General features: G+C 42.5%; 15 protein-coding genes and 1 tRNA gene. 11 read left to right on the top strand and 5 right to left on the bottom strand.

The genetic code is table 11. The features are described from left to right. On the top strand, positions 1-1203 hold the full coding sequence (locus tag PGY05_RS11735) for a Wadjet anti-phage system protein JetD domain-containing protein (protein ID WP_055158019.1): 1203 nt from the start codon (positions 1-3) through the stop codon (positions 1201-1203). Positions 1204-1476: 273 nt separating this feature from the next. Here the strand turns inward: PGY05_RS11735 and PGY05_RS11730 are convergent, their stop codons facing one another. Then, positions 1477-2064, bottom strand: coding sequence for a TetR/AcrR family transcriptional regulator (locus PGY05_RS11730; RefSeq protein WP_022220199.1), 588 nt, complete (start codon positions 2062-2064; stop codon positions 1477-1479). Between the two features lie 136 nt (positions 2065-2200). Next, positions 2201-3232, bottom strand: a complete 1032-nt coding sequence (locus PGY05_RS11725; protein WP_008372492.1) for a proline racemase family protein — start codon at positions 3230-3232, stop codon at positions 2201-2203. A 145-nt stretch (positions 3233-3377) separates the two neighbouring features. On the opposite strand from PGY05_RS11725, the gene PGY05_RS11720 reads away from it, so the two are divergent. From PGY05_RS11720 to PGY05_RS11690, 7 genes are all read left to right on the top strand, one after another. After that, positions 3378-3475 (top strand) — tRNA-Sec (locus PGY05_RS11720). A 421-nt stretch (positions 3476-3896) separates the two neighbouring features. Next, the gene (gene prdC / locus PGY05_RS11715; protein WP_008372495.1) at positions 3897-5225 is read left to right on the top strand and encodes a proline reductase-associated electron transfer protein PrdC; all 1329 of its coding nucleotides are present in this window, start codon (positions 3897-3899) and stop codon (positions 5223-5225) included. Positions 5226-5302: 77 nt separating this feature from the next. Beyond that, positions 5303-7174 carry a D-proline reductase (dithiol) proprotein PrdA gene (prdA, locus tag PGY05_RS11710; RefSeq protein WP_270475963.1) on the top strand — a complete coding sequence of 624 codons (1872 nt, stop codon included), beginning with the start codon at positions 5303-5305 and terminating at the stop codon, positions 7172-7174. 11 nt (positions 7175-7185) lie between these two features. After that, positions 7186-7467, top strand: a complete 282-nt coding sequence (locus PGY05_RS11705) for a CBO2463/CBO2479 domain-containing protein (protein ID WP_022220196.1) — start codon at positions 7186-7188, stop codon at positions 7465-7467. 21 nt (positions 7468-7488) lie between these two features. Next, complete coding sequence (gene prdB, locus PGY05_RS11700; RefSeq protein ID WP_082421153.1) at positions 7489-8214, top strand: D-proline reductase (dithiol) protein PrdB; 726 nt, start codon at positions 7489-7491, stop codon at positions 8212-8214. Positions 8215-8391: 177 nt separating this feature from the next. Further along, complete coding sequence (gene prdD, locus PGY05_RS11695) at positions 8392-9156, top strand: proline reductase cluster protein PrdD (RefSeq protein WP_117558506.1); 765 nt, start codon at positions 8392-8394, stop codon at positions 9154-9156. Between the two features lie 11 nt (positions 9157-9167). After that, a complete protein-coding gene (locus PGY05_RS11690) occupies positions 9168-9641 on the top strand; it encodes a glycine/sarcosine/betaine reductase component B subunit (RefSeq protein ID WP_195478954.1) in 474 nt (157 codons plus the stop codon). Between the two features lie 115 nt (positions 9642-9756). Here the strand turns inward: PGY05_RS11690 and PGY05_RS11685 are convergent, their stop codons facing one another. Beyond that, complete coding sequence (locus PGY05_RS11685; protein WP_270475962.1) at positions 9757-10377, bottom strand: TetR/AcrR family transcriptional regulator; 621 nt, start codon at positions 10375-10377, stop codon at positions 9757-9759. A gap of 197 nt (positions 10378-10574) precedes the next feature. Between PGY05_RS11685 and PGY05_RS11680 the strand changes: the two genes are divergently transcribed. After that, positions 10575-12836, top strand: a complete 2262-nt coding sequence (locus PGY05_RS11680; RefSeq protein WP_195478956.1) for a hypothetical protein — start codon at positions 10575-10577, stop codon at positions 12834-12836. A 76-nt stretch (positions 12837-12912) separates the two neighbouring features. Here the strand turns inward: PGY05_RS11680 and PGY05_RS11675 are convergent, their stop codons facing one another. Together PGY05_RS11675 and PGY05_RS11670 are read right to left on the bottom strand one after the other, a co-directional pair. Beyond that, positions 12913-13104, bottom strand: coding sequence for a hypothetical protein (locus tag PGY05_RS11675; protein WP_008372514.1), 192 nt, complete (start codon positions 13102-13104; stop codon positions 12913-12915). 425 nt (positions 13105-13529) lie between these two features. Next, positions 13530-14072, bottom strand: coding sequence for a nitroreductase family protein (locus tag PGY05_RS11670; protein ID WP_270475960.1), 543 nt, complete (start codon positions 14070-14072; stop codon positions 13530-13532). A gap of 471 nt (positions 14073-14543) precedes the next feature. Here PGY05_RS11670 and rpsJ point away from each other — a divergent pair, with 471 nt between their 5' ends. Both rpsJ and rplC read left to right on the top strand, forming a co-directional pair. Next, complete coding sequence (gene rpsJ, locus PGY05_RS11665) at positions 14544-14861, top strand: 30S ribosomal protein S10 (protein WP_008372521.1); 318 nt, start codon at positions 14544-14546, stop codon at positions 14859-14861. Positions 14862-14951: 90 nt separating this feature from the next. Continuing rightward, positions 14952-15632: a 50S ribosomal protein L3 gene (gene rplC, locus PGY05_RS11660; RefSeq protein ID WP_055297549.1), complete on the top strand. Its 681-nt coding sequence runs from the start codon at positions 14952-14954 to the stop codon at positions 15630-15632. Position 15633: the final 1 nt, after the last annotated feature.

Here is a 15633-nt window from a genome sequence, read left to right as displayed (position 1 = left end):
ATGTATCTGGTAGACAGGATTATAGAAAGATGTGAGAACAGCAGCCGAGACTGGCGGGAAGGAGTGACTGGAGGGAGGACTCTTCGGATCACACAGGAGGATTATGATGCCTGTGGGAAAGAAGAGCTGATCGAAGAGGTGCAGCGTCTGGAAAGAGCAGGACTTCTGACTGTGAAAAAATGGGTTGTCCCAGACAGTGATGTAGAGCTTGTAGCATATCAGGTAGAGCATCTTCCGGATTTTTACCGTCTTGCAGACAGCGAAAGTGGAGAAGAATACTGGCCGAAGCAGGCGAAGGTAAATTATTATATACGTATGATTGACCAGGAGCTTTCGGAAGGCTTTCAGAAAGAATGGATCGAGAATTATCTGGAAAAGCTGAAAGAGCGGATCGCAGAAGGTGATCTGCCGAAAAATATAGAGAAGCTGGAAAAATATCTGGACTGTTACCGGGGACTGGACTCTCTGGAAGAACCGATGATGAAGCGGATTTTCAGTAAACGCTATCTGAAGGACAGCAAGATCTTCGAGCGGGAGATGGAACGAAATGTGGTGACGGCTGCAAGGAGATATTGCCCGGAGATTACGGCAGATATGGATATCCAGACGGTTCTGGAGCAGCTGCTGATCGAAGAAAATTCCCAGGAACTGGCAGTTAAAGGACCGCTTAAACTGAAGATCTGGAAAGGATCAGAAGCAAAAAGAGTGGATCTTTCCGATTTTACATATGGAGTTGTGCTGAACAGCCAGACAGTCAAGCATGCAATGGTTGAGGTAGAGCAGCCGGCACTGAAAAAAATCGTGACGATCGAGAATAAGACGAATTACCTTGCGATGGAATATGATCCGGAGATCCTTTATATCTACAGTCATGGATATTTTTCACCACTTGAAAGAGAATTTCTGAAGAAGCTGCAGAGAGTGATTGAAGGGAAAGACGTGGAAGTATTCCACAGCGGAGATATGGATTACGGTGGAATCCGGATTTTTGAATATATCCAGAAGCATATTTTCCCGGGAATAAAGCCATTGCAGATGGATGTGGAGACCTACGAGAAATACGAAGAATATGCGAAAACAATCTCGAAAGAGACGATGGAAAAGCTGGAAAAGGTAAATGTTCCACTTTTGGAGGAGTTAAAAGAAAAGCTTCTTGAAACAGGAAAGGGAATCGAACAGGAAAGCTTCCTGATTGAAGAATAGAGTACAGTGCATAAGGAAAAAATGTGGCAGTGAAAAGAAAAAGACCAGAATGCCCTGGTAGTGGGGCGGGTTCTGGTCTTTTTGTGTATACGATGAGCCAAGTGCAGATTTGTGCTTGCACAAGGATCTGCATTTGACGAATGTACATCATCGAGCTGTTAAGCGAGATGATGTACAAAGTATAAGAATCGAGTAGGAGTCAGCCTACTCGATTGTAGTGCGATGATCCATGTGCAGAAGGGTGTCTATACTGTCAATGAAAAAATGACAGAATTAAAAACCTTCTACAAACTGGTCAAGTACATGTGGGAGAAGCTTGTCACTGTATGCGGTGAGAGAATACTTGCCTTTGCATAATGCCCAGTCATAAAGAACAGCACGTTCGTACATTGCATAAATCTTCAGAAGTTCATCGGTAGTACTGGTGCCGTTGAATTCTCCATTTTTCAGTGCAGTGCTGATTGTCTCAGTGAGCCACACGAAATAGTAACGATCGTTTTCAAGAAGGGAGCGCTTATCTTTTGTGATCAGTTGGGACGAGTAGAGGGAGGCTAAAAGCCCGACATCGACACTGGTCTCAATCATATGAAATAGTTCATGGTTAAAAAATAACAGCTTGTCATAAGCAGAAAGATCCGGATCTACGATTCCTGCAAGCTCTTCATACTTTTCGTCAAACAGATAAGAAAGTGTGTTGAGAAGAGCTTCTTTTCCCTTAAAATAGTGGTAAAAGGTTCCTTTTGAGGTCTTAGAAGCCGAGATGATCTCATCAACAGTGGTCTGTTCATAACCATGCTTGTAGAATAGATTCCACGCGGCTTTTATGATACGGCTTTTGGTGGAACTTCTTTTCTTTGGCATGAAAATTCCCCTCCTTTGAAAATAGTAATCTTTTTTTATTATAGCAGAATGGACATGAAATAACAAGAAAGTAATTTGTTTACAAAAAAAGAAGACAAAGCCATATACATAGCTCTGTCTCCTGAAAGATTTTGACTTAACGGCCTACTTTGAAGCCATATTTTAACGGATCATCTGGATCGATCACATAAGTAGCTTCCCCTGTCAGATAAGCACTTCCGGTAATCTGCGGAATAACGGCATCATAGTCGGCAACCTTTGTAGTGTCTAAGATTACGCCTTTGAACTGAGAGCCGATAAAGCTTTCATATACGAAAGGCTGTCCGACTTTGATTTCACCTTTTTTGTAAAGGGTGGCGAGCTTTGCGCTGGTTCCGGTTCCGCAAGGAGAACGGTCGGCCATATGATCTCCGAAGATAACGACATTACGTTTGTCACATCCAGGAGTATCGGTAGAGCAGTAAAGCTCTGCAAGGTCGACAGTTGTGATATCAAGTTCCGGATGCTGGATCTCTACTTCGGCATTGACCTTTTCAATCAGCTTCATACCGAAATCGGTAAGCTGTGGGATTGACTGTGGATCTACGTGCCATCCGAACTGTTCGATATCAACAAGTGCGAAGAAGCTTCCGCCGAAAGAAATATCATAGTGAACTTCTCTGCCATCAACTTCTGTGGTGAGGTTTTCTTTGTAAAGGAAAGCCGGTACATTAGTAAGTGTTACATTAAGTACCTTTCCATTTTTGACTTCTGCTTTGGTACGGATAATTCCTGCAGGAGCATCCAGAACAACTTCTGTATAAGGTTCTACGGCAGGAACAAGTCCTGTTTCGATGATTGCTGTAACCGAACCGATTGTTCCGTGGCCGCACATATTCAGATATTCTCCAGTGTCCATGAAGATCACACCAAAATCAGCTTCCGGGTGGATCGGATCTGTCAGAAGAGCACCAAACATATCATGATGTCCACGTGGCTCAAACATCAGAGCCTGACGGTATTTGTCGTAATGCTTTGCAAGAAAGTTCTTACGTTCGATCATGGTATCCCCTTCAAGCTTCGGGAAACCTGATGTAATGATTCTTGTAAATTCCCCAACTGTATGTGTGTCGATCGCATGGAAAGATGCCTCAAATGCGTCAAGATTCAGTTTTGGATTGATTTCCATTTTTAATATTCCTCCTTAGTTGAAAGACCAGACCAGAGTCTAGTATGCAGTTCAGTTTTCTTTAAAAATATTATGTACGAAAACACTTGAAAAGTCAATGGTAATTTGCTATAATAAATAAGCTTGATTGGAATAATCAATATATGGGGGTAGATGGATAACTGGTGTGTCTCCTGGTCTTCAAAACCAGTGTGGGGCGTTAGGAGCGTCCTGGGTGGGTTCGATTCCCACATGCCCTCGCCAAAAAGAGAGGTTTTTGGGCGAAAAGCCTTAAAAAGATAAAGAGAAAAGCTGCTGTATTGTTTGTGGGGAAACAGTACGGTGGCTTTTCTTTTTTGACGTAAATCCTCTTGACCAGAATACTTATAGATAATGCGGATAAGTAAAATGAGAAAAAATAGACAATCTGTAAAAATAGGACAGAACCGATGAAAAAAATAAATAGATTATATATAAAAAAGATATTGAATTTTCAAGTAAAATCATATAGACTATAGTACAGATCAATCACTAGACTAGATTCTAGTATTGAGTCCAACATGAAAAGTGAAAATCTATAAATGCTATTGAAAAAAATATATCTATTTGTTAAACTATAGTCAAATACGCGTAGGACAAGATAAGATATAGATTTCGACGTAGAGGAGAAAGGAAGAGAAGAGACATGGCAAACTTACAGATTTTGCTGCGTCAGCATGTAGGAGCTCCTTGTGCACCGGTTGTAAAAGCCGGAGACAGAGTAGAAAAAGGGACTCTGATTGCAACACCGACAGGCCTTGGAGCTAATATTTTTTCAAGTGCATATGGTGTGGTAGAAGACGTACTGGAAGACCGTATCATCATCAAGCCGGATGAAGAACAGAAGGATGAATATGTAAAGATTCCGGAAGGCAGCAAGCTTGATATGGTAAAAGCGGCAGGTGTTGTCGGAATGGGTGGCGCCGGATTCCCGACAGGTGTAAAACTCGGAACAGATCTGCAGGGAGGATATATCCTTGTAAATGCAGCGGAGTGTGAGCCTGGACTTCGTCATAACATTCAGCAGCTGGAAGATGACTGTGCGAAAGTTATCCGCGGAGTAAAACACTGCATGGAGATTTCCAATGCATCAAAAGCTATTTTTGCAATTAAGAAGAAAAATGAAAAAGCAGTAAAGGCACTGCGCGAGGCATTAAAAGATGAAGAGGCGATTACGATCCACTTACTTCCGGATATTTATCCGATGGGAGAAGAACGTGCGGTTGTAAGAGAATGTCTTGGAATCGAACTGAATACAACACAGCTTCCGTCAGCAGCGAATGCAATTGTCTGTAATGTAGAAACTCTTGCAAGAGTTGCGGAAGCAATTGAAGAGAGAAAGCCATGCTTTTCTAAGAACCTTACTGTTATCGGTAAGATCAATGGCGGTAATGAGCCACATGTATTTATGGATGTACCGGTCGGCACAAGCGTTGGGGAAATGATTGAACGTGCCGGCGGTATTGATGGTGTATATGGGGAAATCATCATGGGTGGTCCATTTACCGGACATGCTACTACAGAGGATGCACCGATCACAAAGACAACTGGTGGAATCATTGTTACAATTGATTTCCCGGATCTTCATGGTGCAAGTGTAGGTCTTTTGGTATGTGCCTGCGGTGGTAGCGAAGAACGTATGAGAGATATTTGTCAGAAGATGAATGGTGTAGTGAAATCAGTAGCCAGATGTAAACAGGCAATTGAAAACAAACCGGGAGCTCCGCTTAAATGCGAAAGACCTGGAAACTGTCCTGGACAGGCTAAGAATAATATCCAGTTCAAGAAGGATGGATGCGAGTACATTATTATTGGTAACTGCTCAGACTGTTCAAATACAGTAATGGGATCAGCACCGAAGATGGGACTTAAGGTATTCCACCAGACAGACCATGTAATGCGTACAATCGGACATCCACTTTACAGATATCTGCGTGTTTCAAAACAGGTAGAACAGTTACCGGAAGGTAAATAGATAAGTTGATACCTCACTTCGGTGAGTGTATAAATAGTTAATTGAGTTATTGTTAAATTAACAAGGAGGAAATTATTATGTCAATTACAGCGGAAACCGCAAAAGAACATGCAAAAGATCCTGCAGTATTATGCTGTAGAGCAGAAGGCGGCATTACAATCCAGGCTGCAAACCTTGAAGATCCGGCTATCTTTGATGATCTGGTAGATTCAGGACTTCTGAAACTTGATGGAACACTTACAATCGAACAGGTACTTGGAGCAAAGCTTGTTAAGACCTGCGATTCTCTTACACCACTTACAGCTGATCTTGTTGAAGGCGCAAAAGCACCTGCAGCAGAGGAAGCACCGGCTGAAGAAGCAAAAGAAGAAGTGAAAGAAGAAGCACCAGCAGTTACTGCAAATCCTACAGCAAATGTACAGAAAGTTGGCGGCGTGTTAAAAATCCACATTGGAGAAGGCAAAGATATCGATATCGAAATGCCGATGGGTTTTAATAACGGTGTTGCAGTAGCGGAAGTACCGGCAGAGGTAGAATTACCGGCAGGCGTGGTTTCAGGCGCAGCACCGACAAAAGAGCTGGAACCGAAAGTCGTAAGAAGCGTTACCAGAAAGCATTATAAAATTACAGAAGTAAAGCGTGGACCGGAGACAAAGATCGAAGGAACAACTCTTTACATCCGAGAAGGAATTGAAGAAGAAGCAGTTGCTTCACAGGAACTGGTTCATCAGTTAAAGATTGATATCATTACACCGGATCAGTACCATACTTATTCTAATACAATCATGGACGTACAGCCGATCGCTACAAAAGAGGGCGAAGACGAAATCGGTACAGGTACAACAAGAGTACTTGATGGCGTTATCATGATGGTTACCGGAACAGACGACAATGGTGTTCAGATTGGTGAATTCGGTTCTTCCGAAGGATACCTGGATGAAAATATCATGTGGGGACGTCCGGGAGCTCCTGATAAAGGTGAGATCTTCATCAAGACAGAAGTTATCATCAAAGAAGGAACCAACATGGAAAGACCTGGCCCGCTTGCTGCACATTCTGCAACAGACGTGATCACACAGGAAATCCGTGAAGCTCTGAAGAAAGTAGAAGACGAAAGCCTTGTAGTAGATACAGAGACATTCAATCAGGTAAGAAGACCTGGTAAGAAGAAAGTCGTTATCGTAAAAGAAATCATGGGACAGGGTGCTATGCATGACAACCTGATTCTTCCTATGGAACCAGTCGGAGTACTTGGCGCAAGACCAAACGTTGACCTTGGAAACGTACCGATCATGGCATCTCCACTGGAAGTACTTGACGGATGTATCCATGCACTTACCTGTATCGGACCTGCATCAAAAGAAATGTCAAGACATTACTGGAGAGAACCACTGGTTCTTGAAACTCTCCATGATGAAGAAGTTGACCTTTGCGGTGTTATCTTTGTAGGTAGCCCACAGATCAATACAGAGAAATTCTATGTATCAAAACGTGTTGGTATGATGGTAGAAGCTCTTGATGTTGATGGCGCATTTGTTACAACAGAAGGATTTGGTAACAACCACATCGATTTCGCGAGCCATATCGAACAGATCGGTATGAGAGGAATTCCGGTTGTTGGACTTTCATTCTGCGCAGTACAGGGAGCACTTGTAGTTGGAAACAAATACATGCAGTACATGGTAGATAACAACAAATCTGAATCAGGAATCGAGAACGAAGTTCTTGCTTGCAACACGCTTTGCCAGGAAGAAGCAATCCGTGCACTTGCTATGCTGAAAGCTGGAATGGCTGGAGAAGAAGTGAAGAAGGCAGAAAGAAAATGGAATCCGAATGTAAAAGCAAATAACATCGAACTGATTTCAAAGACTATGGACAGAACAATTGAATTGGTTAAGAACGAGCAGTCACTGCCGATGAGCCAGAAGAGAAAAGAAAAATACGATTAAGGTGAATGACTATGAAATATGGCGATAAGATCATCTATATGGAAGGCGTAATCGTAGAGATCCATGATGGATGTGTTGGAATCGATTTGAAGGGACGATTAGGTTATCTGAAAATCCCGATGAGAATGCTGATTACGGATTATCCATTAGTGGTAGGACAGGAAGTTGGATGGAATATGAGTTTTGTCGAACAGCTTGGACCGGACGCCAATGAAAAATATGTTAGTAACCTGCAGACGTATCAGAGACGTCAGGAAGAAATGAAGTCTCATAAGAAGAATGATGAAGTGTAATTATATCAGGAGGAAATAGACATGAGTTTGACCGTTGTTAAAGGACTTCAGTCAGAAATCTTTGTTCCGGTAACTCCGCCGCCAGTATGGGCTCCGGTGAAAAAAGAACTGAAGGATATGACAATTGCCCTCGCCACAGCAGCAGGTGTGCACCACAAGGATCAGAAGAGATTCAACCTTGCCGGTGACTTTACCTGGAGAAAAATAACAGATAAAATGCCGTCAGATGAATTAATGGTATCTCACGGTGGATATGACAACAGTGATGTAAACAAAGACATCAACTGTATGTTCCCGATTGACCGTATCCATGAGCTTGCTAAAGAAGGATTTATCAAAGCATGTGCACCGGTACATGCTGGATTCATGGGTGGTGGCGGAAACCAGGAAAAATTCAAACATGAAACTGGTCCTGCCATTGCAAAGATGTTTGTAGAGGAAGGCGTAGACGCAGTTATCCTCACCGCTGGTTGAGGTACCTGCCACCGCTCTGCAGTTCTGGTGCAGAGAGCGATTGAAGCCGCAGGAATTCCTACAATTATTATTGCTGCGCTTCCGCCGGTTGTTCGTCAGACCGGTACCCCACGTGCGGTTGCTCCGCGTGTTCCTATGGGAGCTAACGCTGGTGAACCACACAACGTTGAGATGCAGACAGGCATCGTAAAAGCAACTCTGGAACAGCTCGTGAAGCTGGATACTCCAGGAAAAGTTGTTCCGCTGCCGTTTGAATATGTAGCGAAAGTATAATCAAATAGTAAAAAGGGGACATCCCCGGCAGGATTGGGGCGAAAGCTCTGATTTGCCGGAGATGTCCTTTTTATTTAACTGGATATTTTGATAAAATTTCCTGTTAGATAAAAGGTGCTACGTGCCTCAAATGTGCCAGGGCGCATTTGGGTTCAATTTAGAATTGAGGATGATTATATGGAGAAAGAAATAGATCTGCGCCGGCTTGTGATCAAAGCTTTCCATATTACTGAGGTGGAAGAAGGCGGAGAAAATAGAGTGACAGCATCTGGAAAGATGACGATCGAGAAGAAAATACTGGATGAAATTTTACCGAAATATCCACAGCTTTCCAAATTAGATGTACAGATTATAAGACCTGGAGAACATGACCGTTATACCAATACGATGATGGATATCATTCCGATATCGACCAAAGTACTTGGAAAGATTGGGGACGGGATTACGCATACGCTCACCGGCGTTTATGTAATCCTTACCGGTGTAGATGAAAACGGAAAACAGGCACACGAATTTGGGTCCAGTGAAGGCAATCTGAAAGAGAAGCTGTATCTGAACCGTGCGGGTACTCCGGGGGATGATGATTATATTGTGTCATTTGATGTTGTTCTGAAACCTGGAATGGGACAGGAAAGAGAAGGTGTACTTGCAGCTCACCATGCCTGTGACGAGTTTATCCAGATTTTCCGGGAACAGATGAAGAAGTTCAGGGGCGATCTCTGCACAGAGAGACATGAGTACCATGATGTAGTTCGCCCAGGAAAAAAACGTGTTTTGATCGTAAAACAGGTTGCCGGACAGGGTGCGATGTACGATACTTCGTTATTTGCAAAAGAGCCTTCGGGAACTGAAAACGGTCGCTCGATCATTGATATGGGAAATATGCCGGTGATCGTTACACCAAACGAATATCGTGACGGAATTATCCGTTCTATGCAATAGGAGGTGCGATTATGGGAATTGGACCATCGACAAAGGAAACATCACTGCACCATTTCCGGGATCCTCTTCTTGATGTGGTATCATCGGATGAAGATCTGGATCTGATGGGAATCATAATTGTTGGAACGCCGGATGATAATACAGATAAATTGCTTGTTGGAACCCGTGCGGCAGTATGGGCGGAAGCTATGCGGGCAGACGGAGTTATCCTGTCGTCCGATGGATGGGGAAACAGTGACGTAGATTTCGCAAATACGGCTGAACAGATAGAAATCAGAGGAATTCCGGTAACCGGGCTGAAATTCAGTGGTACAGTTGGCCAGTTTGTGGTAGAAAATGATCATCTGGGAGAAATTCTGGATATCAATAAAAGTGAAGAGGGCATTGAGACAGATGTACTCGGAGAAAATAATGTGACGGAGCTGGATGCGAAAAAGGTTACTGCAATGCTGAAGCTGAAAATGCGGAAAAATGAGAAGCGTTAAGGTTTTGAAATTTGAAGAAAACTGTCAAAAGTAAAGCTGACAGGGAAAGAAGATATAGAAAAGTCCTGTTGAGAATCCGGATTTGATATTCAGATTCTGACAGGACTTTTGCTGTTTAATTTTCTGCGGTATCTTTGATAATATGGTTACGGATGATCGCGCGGATACTTTCGTTAAGATATGGCTTCAATTCTTCAAACGACATCGGATCGTTGTCCAGGATCGTGCTGTATGAAGTAGAACTTGCAAGTTCTATGATCAGAAACAGCATAGTTTCCGGCGCACGAAGTTTGATTGTCGGATGATCCAGAAGGATATTACTAAAATATGCAAGAATTTCACCCTCATCATCCTGCGTATTATTGGTGATAGCCTGTCTGAAAATGCCCCAGCTGAGATTCTTAGAGATAAATCTCAGAATCAGTTTATTTTTCTGCATGGCATTTAAAACGTAATCTACAATAAAAATAATCTTATCTTCGAATTCGGGGATGTCGGCTGTCTCCAGAGCTTTGTGTGCTCTCTGGAAAAGTCGGCTGGCTGTCCGTGCGATCAGCCGGTCGCGTATCTCGTATTTGTCTGCAAAATATAAATAGAATGTTCCCTTCGCAACTCCGGCTTTTTTTGCTATATCACTGATTGATGTTTTCTCAATTCCCTGATTCAGAAATAAATCGTATGCGCTTTGAAAGAGAGCATCCATTTTCTGATGCTTGTTTTCATCTATTTTTCCCATGATTCATTCCTCTTTTCCTTTGAATTATCTTTATTATAAAATCAAAATGACTCAACGTCAACTTTTTTGTAGAAAAATATTGACTTGTGGTCATTTTTGAGTTATAGTAAGTGCGAGCTAGAAAATGACCAGTAGTCAAAAAAGAAGAAAGCATACCGACAGGAAAGTCAGTAGAGGCTTACAGGAGGTTTTTAAACATGAAGAACAGGGAATACAGAGTATTAGTTACACTTGCACTTATGGCATCACTTGTAGTTGGAAATATTGCAGGAACATCTGTAAATGTGCAGGCGGCAGATAATAAAGATAAAAGTACAGAGACAAAGAAAACAAGCGAAACAAAAACAAGCAGCAGCGCAACACCTACAAAAGATGAGACTGTATATGTAAAAGTAGATGACGCGGGAAACCAGAAAGATGTTACGGTATCGGATCAGCTGAAAAATATTTCGAGTCTTGGAACCATTGATGATGTATCAGATTTGAAAGACATCAAGAATGTAAAAGGTGATGAAACCTTTTCTGAAAATAACGGTAAACTGGTATGGCAGGGAGATAAGAAAGATATCTGCTATCAGGGAACAACCACAAAGAAGATTCCTGTAGGAATGAAGGTTACTTATGAACTTGACGGAAAGAAAGTCAGCGCAGATGATCTGGAAGGAAAGAGTGGACACTTAAAGATTCATTATGAATATCAGAATACAAGTGCTGACAGCGGGAAATACACACCATTTTTGATGGCAACCGGACTTCTGATGGATGGAGAGAAGTTTTCAAATGTAACTGTTGACAATGGGAAAGTAATCTCAGATGGTGACAGAGATATCGTGATCGGAATGGGGCTTCCACAGTTGAAAGAACAGCTTACATCAGTAAGTAGCAAAGTGGATGACCTGGATATCCCGGATTCCTTTACAGTAGAAGCAGATGTGACAGATTACGAAAAAGTAGAAGCCGTTACAGTTGCAACAAACGAAGTGTTCAATGAAGTAGGTGCCGATAAATTTGACAGCCTGGATGAACTGAAGGATTCTATGACAGAACTTCAAGATGCATCGAACAAACTTGTCAGCGGCTCCGGAGAACTGAAAGAAGGACTGGATACACTGCTTTCTTCATCAGGAACATTGGCAAGTGGAGTAGATCAGCTGGCAAGCGGCGGAAAGGAACTGGCAAGTGGAACAGGAAGTCTGGTCAGTGGGGCAAACACATTGGCCGATGGAAGTAAGAGTCTTGCAAAAGGAACGAGTCAACTGGCAGATGGTACAGAAAGTTTGAAAACAGGGGCAGCACAGGTTGAGGCAGGAGCACAAAATGCCAGTGCGGGAGCAGCTAAACTTGAAAGCGGAGCAAAAGATCTGAATAATGGAATTGCACAAATGCAAAACCAGGTTGGTGCAGGTGTGGATTCTTTGAGCAGTGGTGCAGAACAACTGAATGGTGGAATTAAACAGGCTAAAGCCGGAGCAGAAAATCTGAAAAATGGAGCTGCAAGTGCTGCAGAAGGTGCGCAAAGTGTAAGTGGTGGAATTACACAGGCACAGACAGGAGCCAGCGGACTTGCGGACGGAGCGGCAAATCTTAAAAGTTCACTTGATCAGATTGCGGCAGGGAATGATAATTCAGCAATGATTGCAGCACTGACAAGTCTTCTTGAGTCAGCAACACCGGAGCAGCAGGCTGTACTGAATAATGTTATAAGTGGACTTCAAACACAGCAGCAAGCTGTGAACAGCGGAATTACCCAGGCATCAGCAGGTGCGAATGAACTTGCAGCAGGTGCGAAAAATTTATCTGATAACCTCAAAAGCATCGGATCCGGAGCAAGTCAGGTTGCTGCAGGATTACAAAATATACAAGGAGGAGCCGGCTCGTTAGAAGAGGCACTGGAACTTCTGGGAGCTGGAGCAACAGAGCTTCAAGGCGGTGTTGGAAGTATGAAGACTCAGCTTACAGCTGGAACAAAACAGCTCTTAGATGGAAGTGGAAATTTACTTGCAGGAACACAAGATCTGAATTCGGGACTCGGAACATTAAGTGCCGGAGCTTCACAAGTAAGTGCGGGAAGTGCTACTTTAAATACGAATATGAAGACAGCAAATGCCGGAGCACAGACTGTTGCAAATGGATCTGGTCAGCTTGCAGCAGGTGCACTTAAACTTGACAGCGGAGCTGCCGCACTTTCGACAGGTCTTAACACTCTTCAGAGCAACATAGCACCATTGATTTCCGGTGTTGAGAAACTTGATTCTGGCGCAGCCGAATTAAACAGTGGTATGATTCAGTTTAATGAAGAAGGAATTAAAAAGCTTGTAAGCGTATTTGATGGCGATATTGATGAACTTCTTAATAAAGCAAATGAACTTCTTGATGCATCTAAAGAATATAAGAACTTCTCTGGAATTGCAGATGGAATGGATGGAAGCGTGAAGTTTATTTTCGTGAGTGAAAAATAAAGTATAATAAAGAGCGGCTGGGAAATCATATAATCGATTTTCCAGCCGCTCTTTGAAAATATTCCTGTGAATGGAATTAATATCTCAGTTGAATCCCCTGCTCCTCAATCCAGTCTTCGAGTTCATCCTGGGAATCAGCGGCCCATTCGGAGTTGGAGCCTGCTTTGAATTCATCTTTCAGATCTTCCTGCACCAGCTCTTTTGAAAATACGGGTTTCTCGTCTGTACGGGGATCTTTCGGGTTATCTATCGGTCTTGAACTACTCATATTTTCACGTCTCCTTTACTTTTGGAAAGAAAAAACATGACCCCTCGAGGTCATGTCTTTTCTTTTTGGTATGTCATTGAGAGGTTTTTCCTCGTTGCATTGCAGTTTGCCTTATATACAAAGCTGGGGAATGCTCCTACAAAGAGGATGTATATATAAATTGGAGTTTTATCATTGCAAGATCATTCTTGGGGGAAACGACCGGCAACAATATAACTGCAATAACAACCAATGTTGTAGCTTAATCAAGTCTTTATTAAAAAGCGGTATCCTTGTGTTGGAAACCGCCCTTGGTTTAGCTCTCTGATTAAGTTGGTTACACTATATCACTTTATCACGGTAGTGTCAACAAGAAAATGGTAAATTTATGAATAAATTATGCACTAAAATCTGTACAAAGCGGTCAAGCGTAAGTCTACTGTAGATTAGCGGTACTGGATCAGTTCCTGGACAGGTTTACGTGCTGGTGCGGTCGGTTGGATGGCTGGATGACCGATCGCAATCAGGGCAGATACATTCAGAGTATCGTCAAGACCAAGTAGTTCTTTTACCTTTACCTCATCGAAAATACCCATGACAACCGAACCGATTCCGCATTCATGAGCAGCGAGCTGGAAGGTCTGCGCAGCGATACCGGCATCAAACATTTCCCATTTATCCTTTTTTGAGGTGGAATAAGCTCCGTCCTTTTCGTAACCGCTTTTCCCCGGAACGGAAGCGAGAACAACCAGTACCGGTGCACCAAGAATGATGCCTGTATTCCATTCAAATCCCATAACAGCTTCTCTGGCAATCCTGTCTTTGAGAGCTGTTTCTTCTATTATAATGTATCTTGCTGTCTGCGTATTCTTCCAGGATGGAGCGTAGGCACTTGCTCCTACGATTTTCTCAATCACTTCATGTGAGACAGGATCCTCTGTAAATTTGCGGATCGTTCTTCTTGTTTTGATTGCATCTAATGTCTGCATAATATGCGTCCTCCTTCTATTTTATATAAGATGATGTGGGAAAAGATCGAAAGACAGGCTGCATTTAGCGAAGAAGCCTATGGATCTGGTACCCCGCTGAATATGAGAATATTATACCGCAAAAAGGGAATAAGAAAAATAGCACAAAAGGAGAAGATTTTTCAAGAAAATTTTGTATGAAAAAAAGTACAAAAAATAAAATAAAATGCTTGCAAAATGCAGAAACATCGGGTATACTAAAAAAGCTGTGACATGATAGCAAAGAAGCGCGAGGTTGCTGCCGAGAAGAATGGCAGGTTTTCCGTGGAGCGAATGTCAAGTTAGGAAACTGGCGACAAGTCACTGTACGAAATCATAACAGCTGCTGAGATGCAGTAACAACGTGTGAGTTTCTCACGACACACACGGGGAAGTGTACAGTCACCGCTTGTCGTACTGAGGTTTAAGTACGAAAAGGAGGCGACTTTTTTTATGGCAAGTCAAGTAATGAGAATCACATTGAAGGCATATGATCATCAGCTTGTAGATGCATCTGCCAAGAAAATTATCGAAACTGTAAAGAAAAATGGAGCAAAGGTTAGCGGACCGGTACCGCTTCCGACAAAGAAGGAAGTTGTAACAATCTTAAGAGCGGTTCACAAATACAAAGATTCCAGAGAACAGTTCGAACAGAGAACTCATAAGAGACTGATCGATATCATTGCACCGACACAGAAGACTGTAGATGCTCTGTCAAGACTGGAAATGCCAGCTGGTGTATACATCGATATCAAAATGAAGAACAAATAAGTTCTAATAAATTAAAACACAGTAGTTCCTAATATTTAGGATGAACACCCATAAGGGCGTTCCGCTGTAAATCACAGGAGGTAAAATAAAATGAAGAAAGCTATCTTAGCTACCAAAGTCGGAATGACTCAAATCTTCAACGAAGATGGAGTGCTTACTCCGGTAACTGTTCTTCAGGCTGGACCATGTGTTGTAACACAGATCAAAACCGTTGAAAATGACGGATACAGCGCAGTTCAGGTTGGATTCGTTGACAAGAAAGACAAAATTGTTAACGTTGACAAGAACGGAAAGAAAGAAATCGTGCACAGACACGGTGTTACAAAGGCTGAAAAAGGACACTTTGATAAAGCTGGAGTAACAGGAAAGAGATTTGTAAGAGAATTCAAATTCGAGAACGCTGATGAATATCAGTTAGCTCAGGAAATTAAAGCAGATATCTTTGAAGCTGGCGACAAAGTAGACGCAACAGCAATTTCCAAAGGTAAAGGATTCCAGGGTGCTATCAAGAGACACAACCAGCACAGAGGACCTATGGCTCACGGTTCTAAGTTCCATCGTCATGCTGGTTCCAACGGTGCTGCATCTGACCCGAGTAAAGTATTTAAGGGCAAAAAGATGCCAGGACACATGGGAGCAAAGAAGATTACAATTCAGAACCTTGAAATCGTAAGAGTAGACGTTGAAAACAACCTTCTTCTGGTTAAGGGCGCAGTTCCGGGACCAAAGAAATCTCTTGTAACGATTAAAGAATCTGTAAAATCTATCTAAG

It is taken from the genome of Coprococcus sp. AF51-11b1 (genome assembly GCF_027682785.1).
Lineage (GTDB): Bacteria > Bacillota > Clostridia > Lachnospirales > Lachnospiraceae > Allocoprococcus > Allocoprococcus comes.
This window is presented reverse-complemented; position numbering and strand designations above follow the sequence as displayed.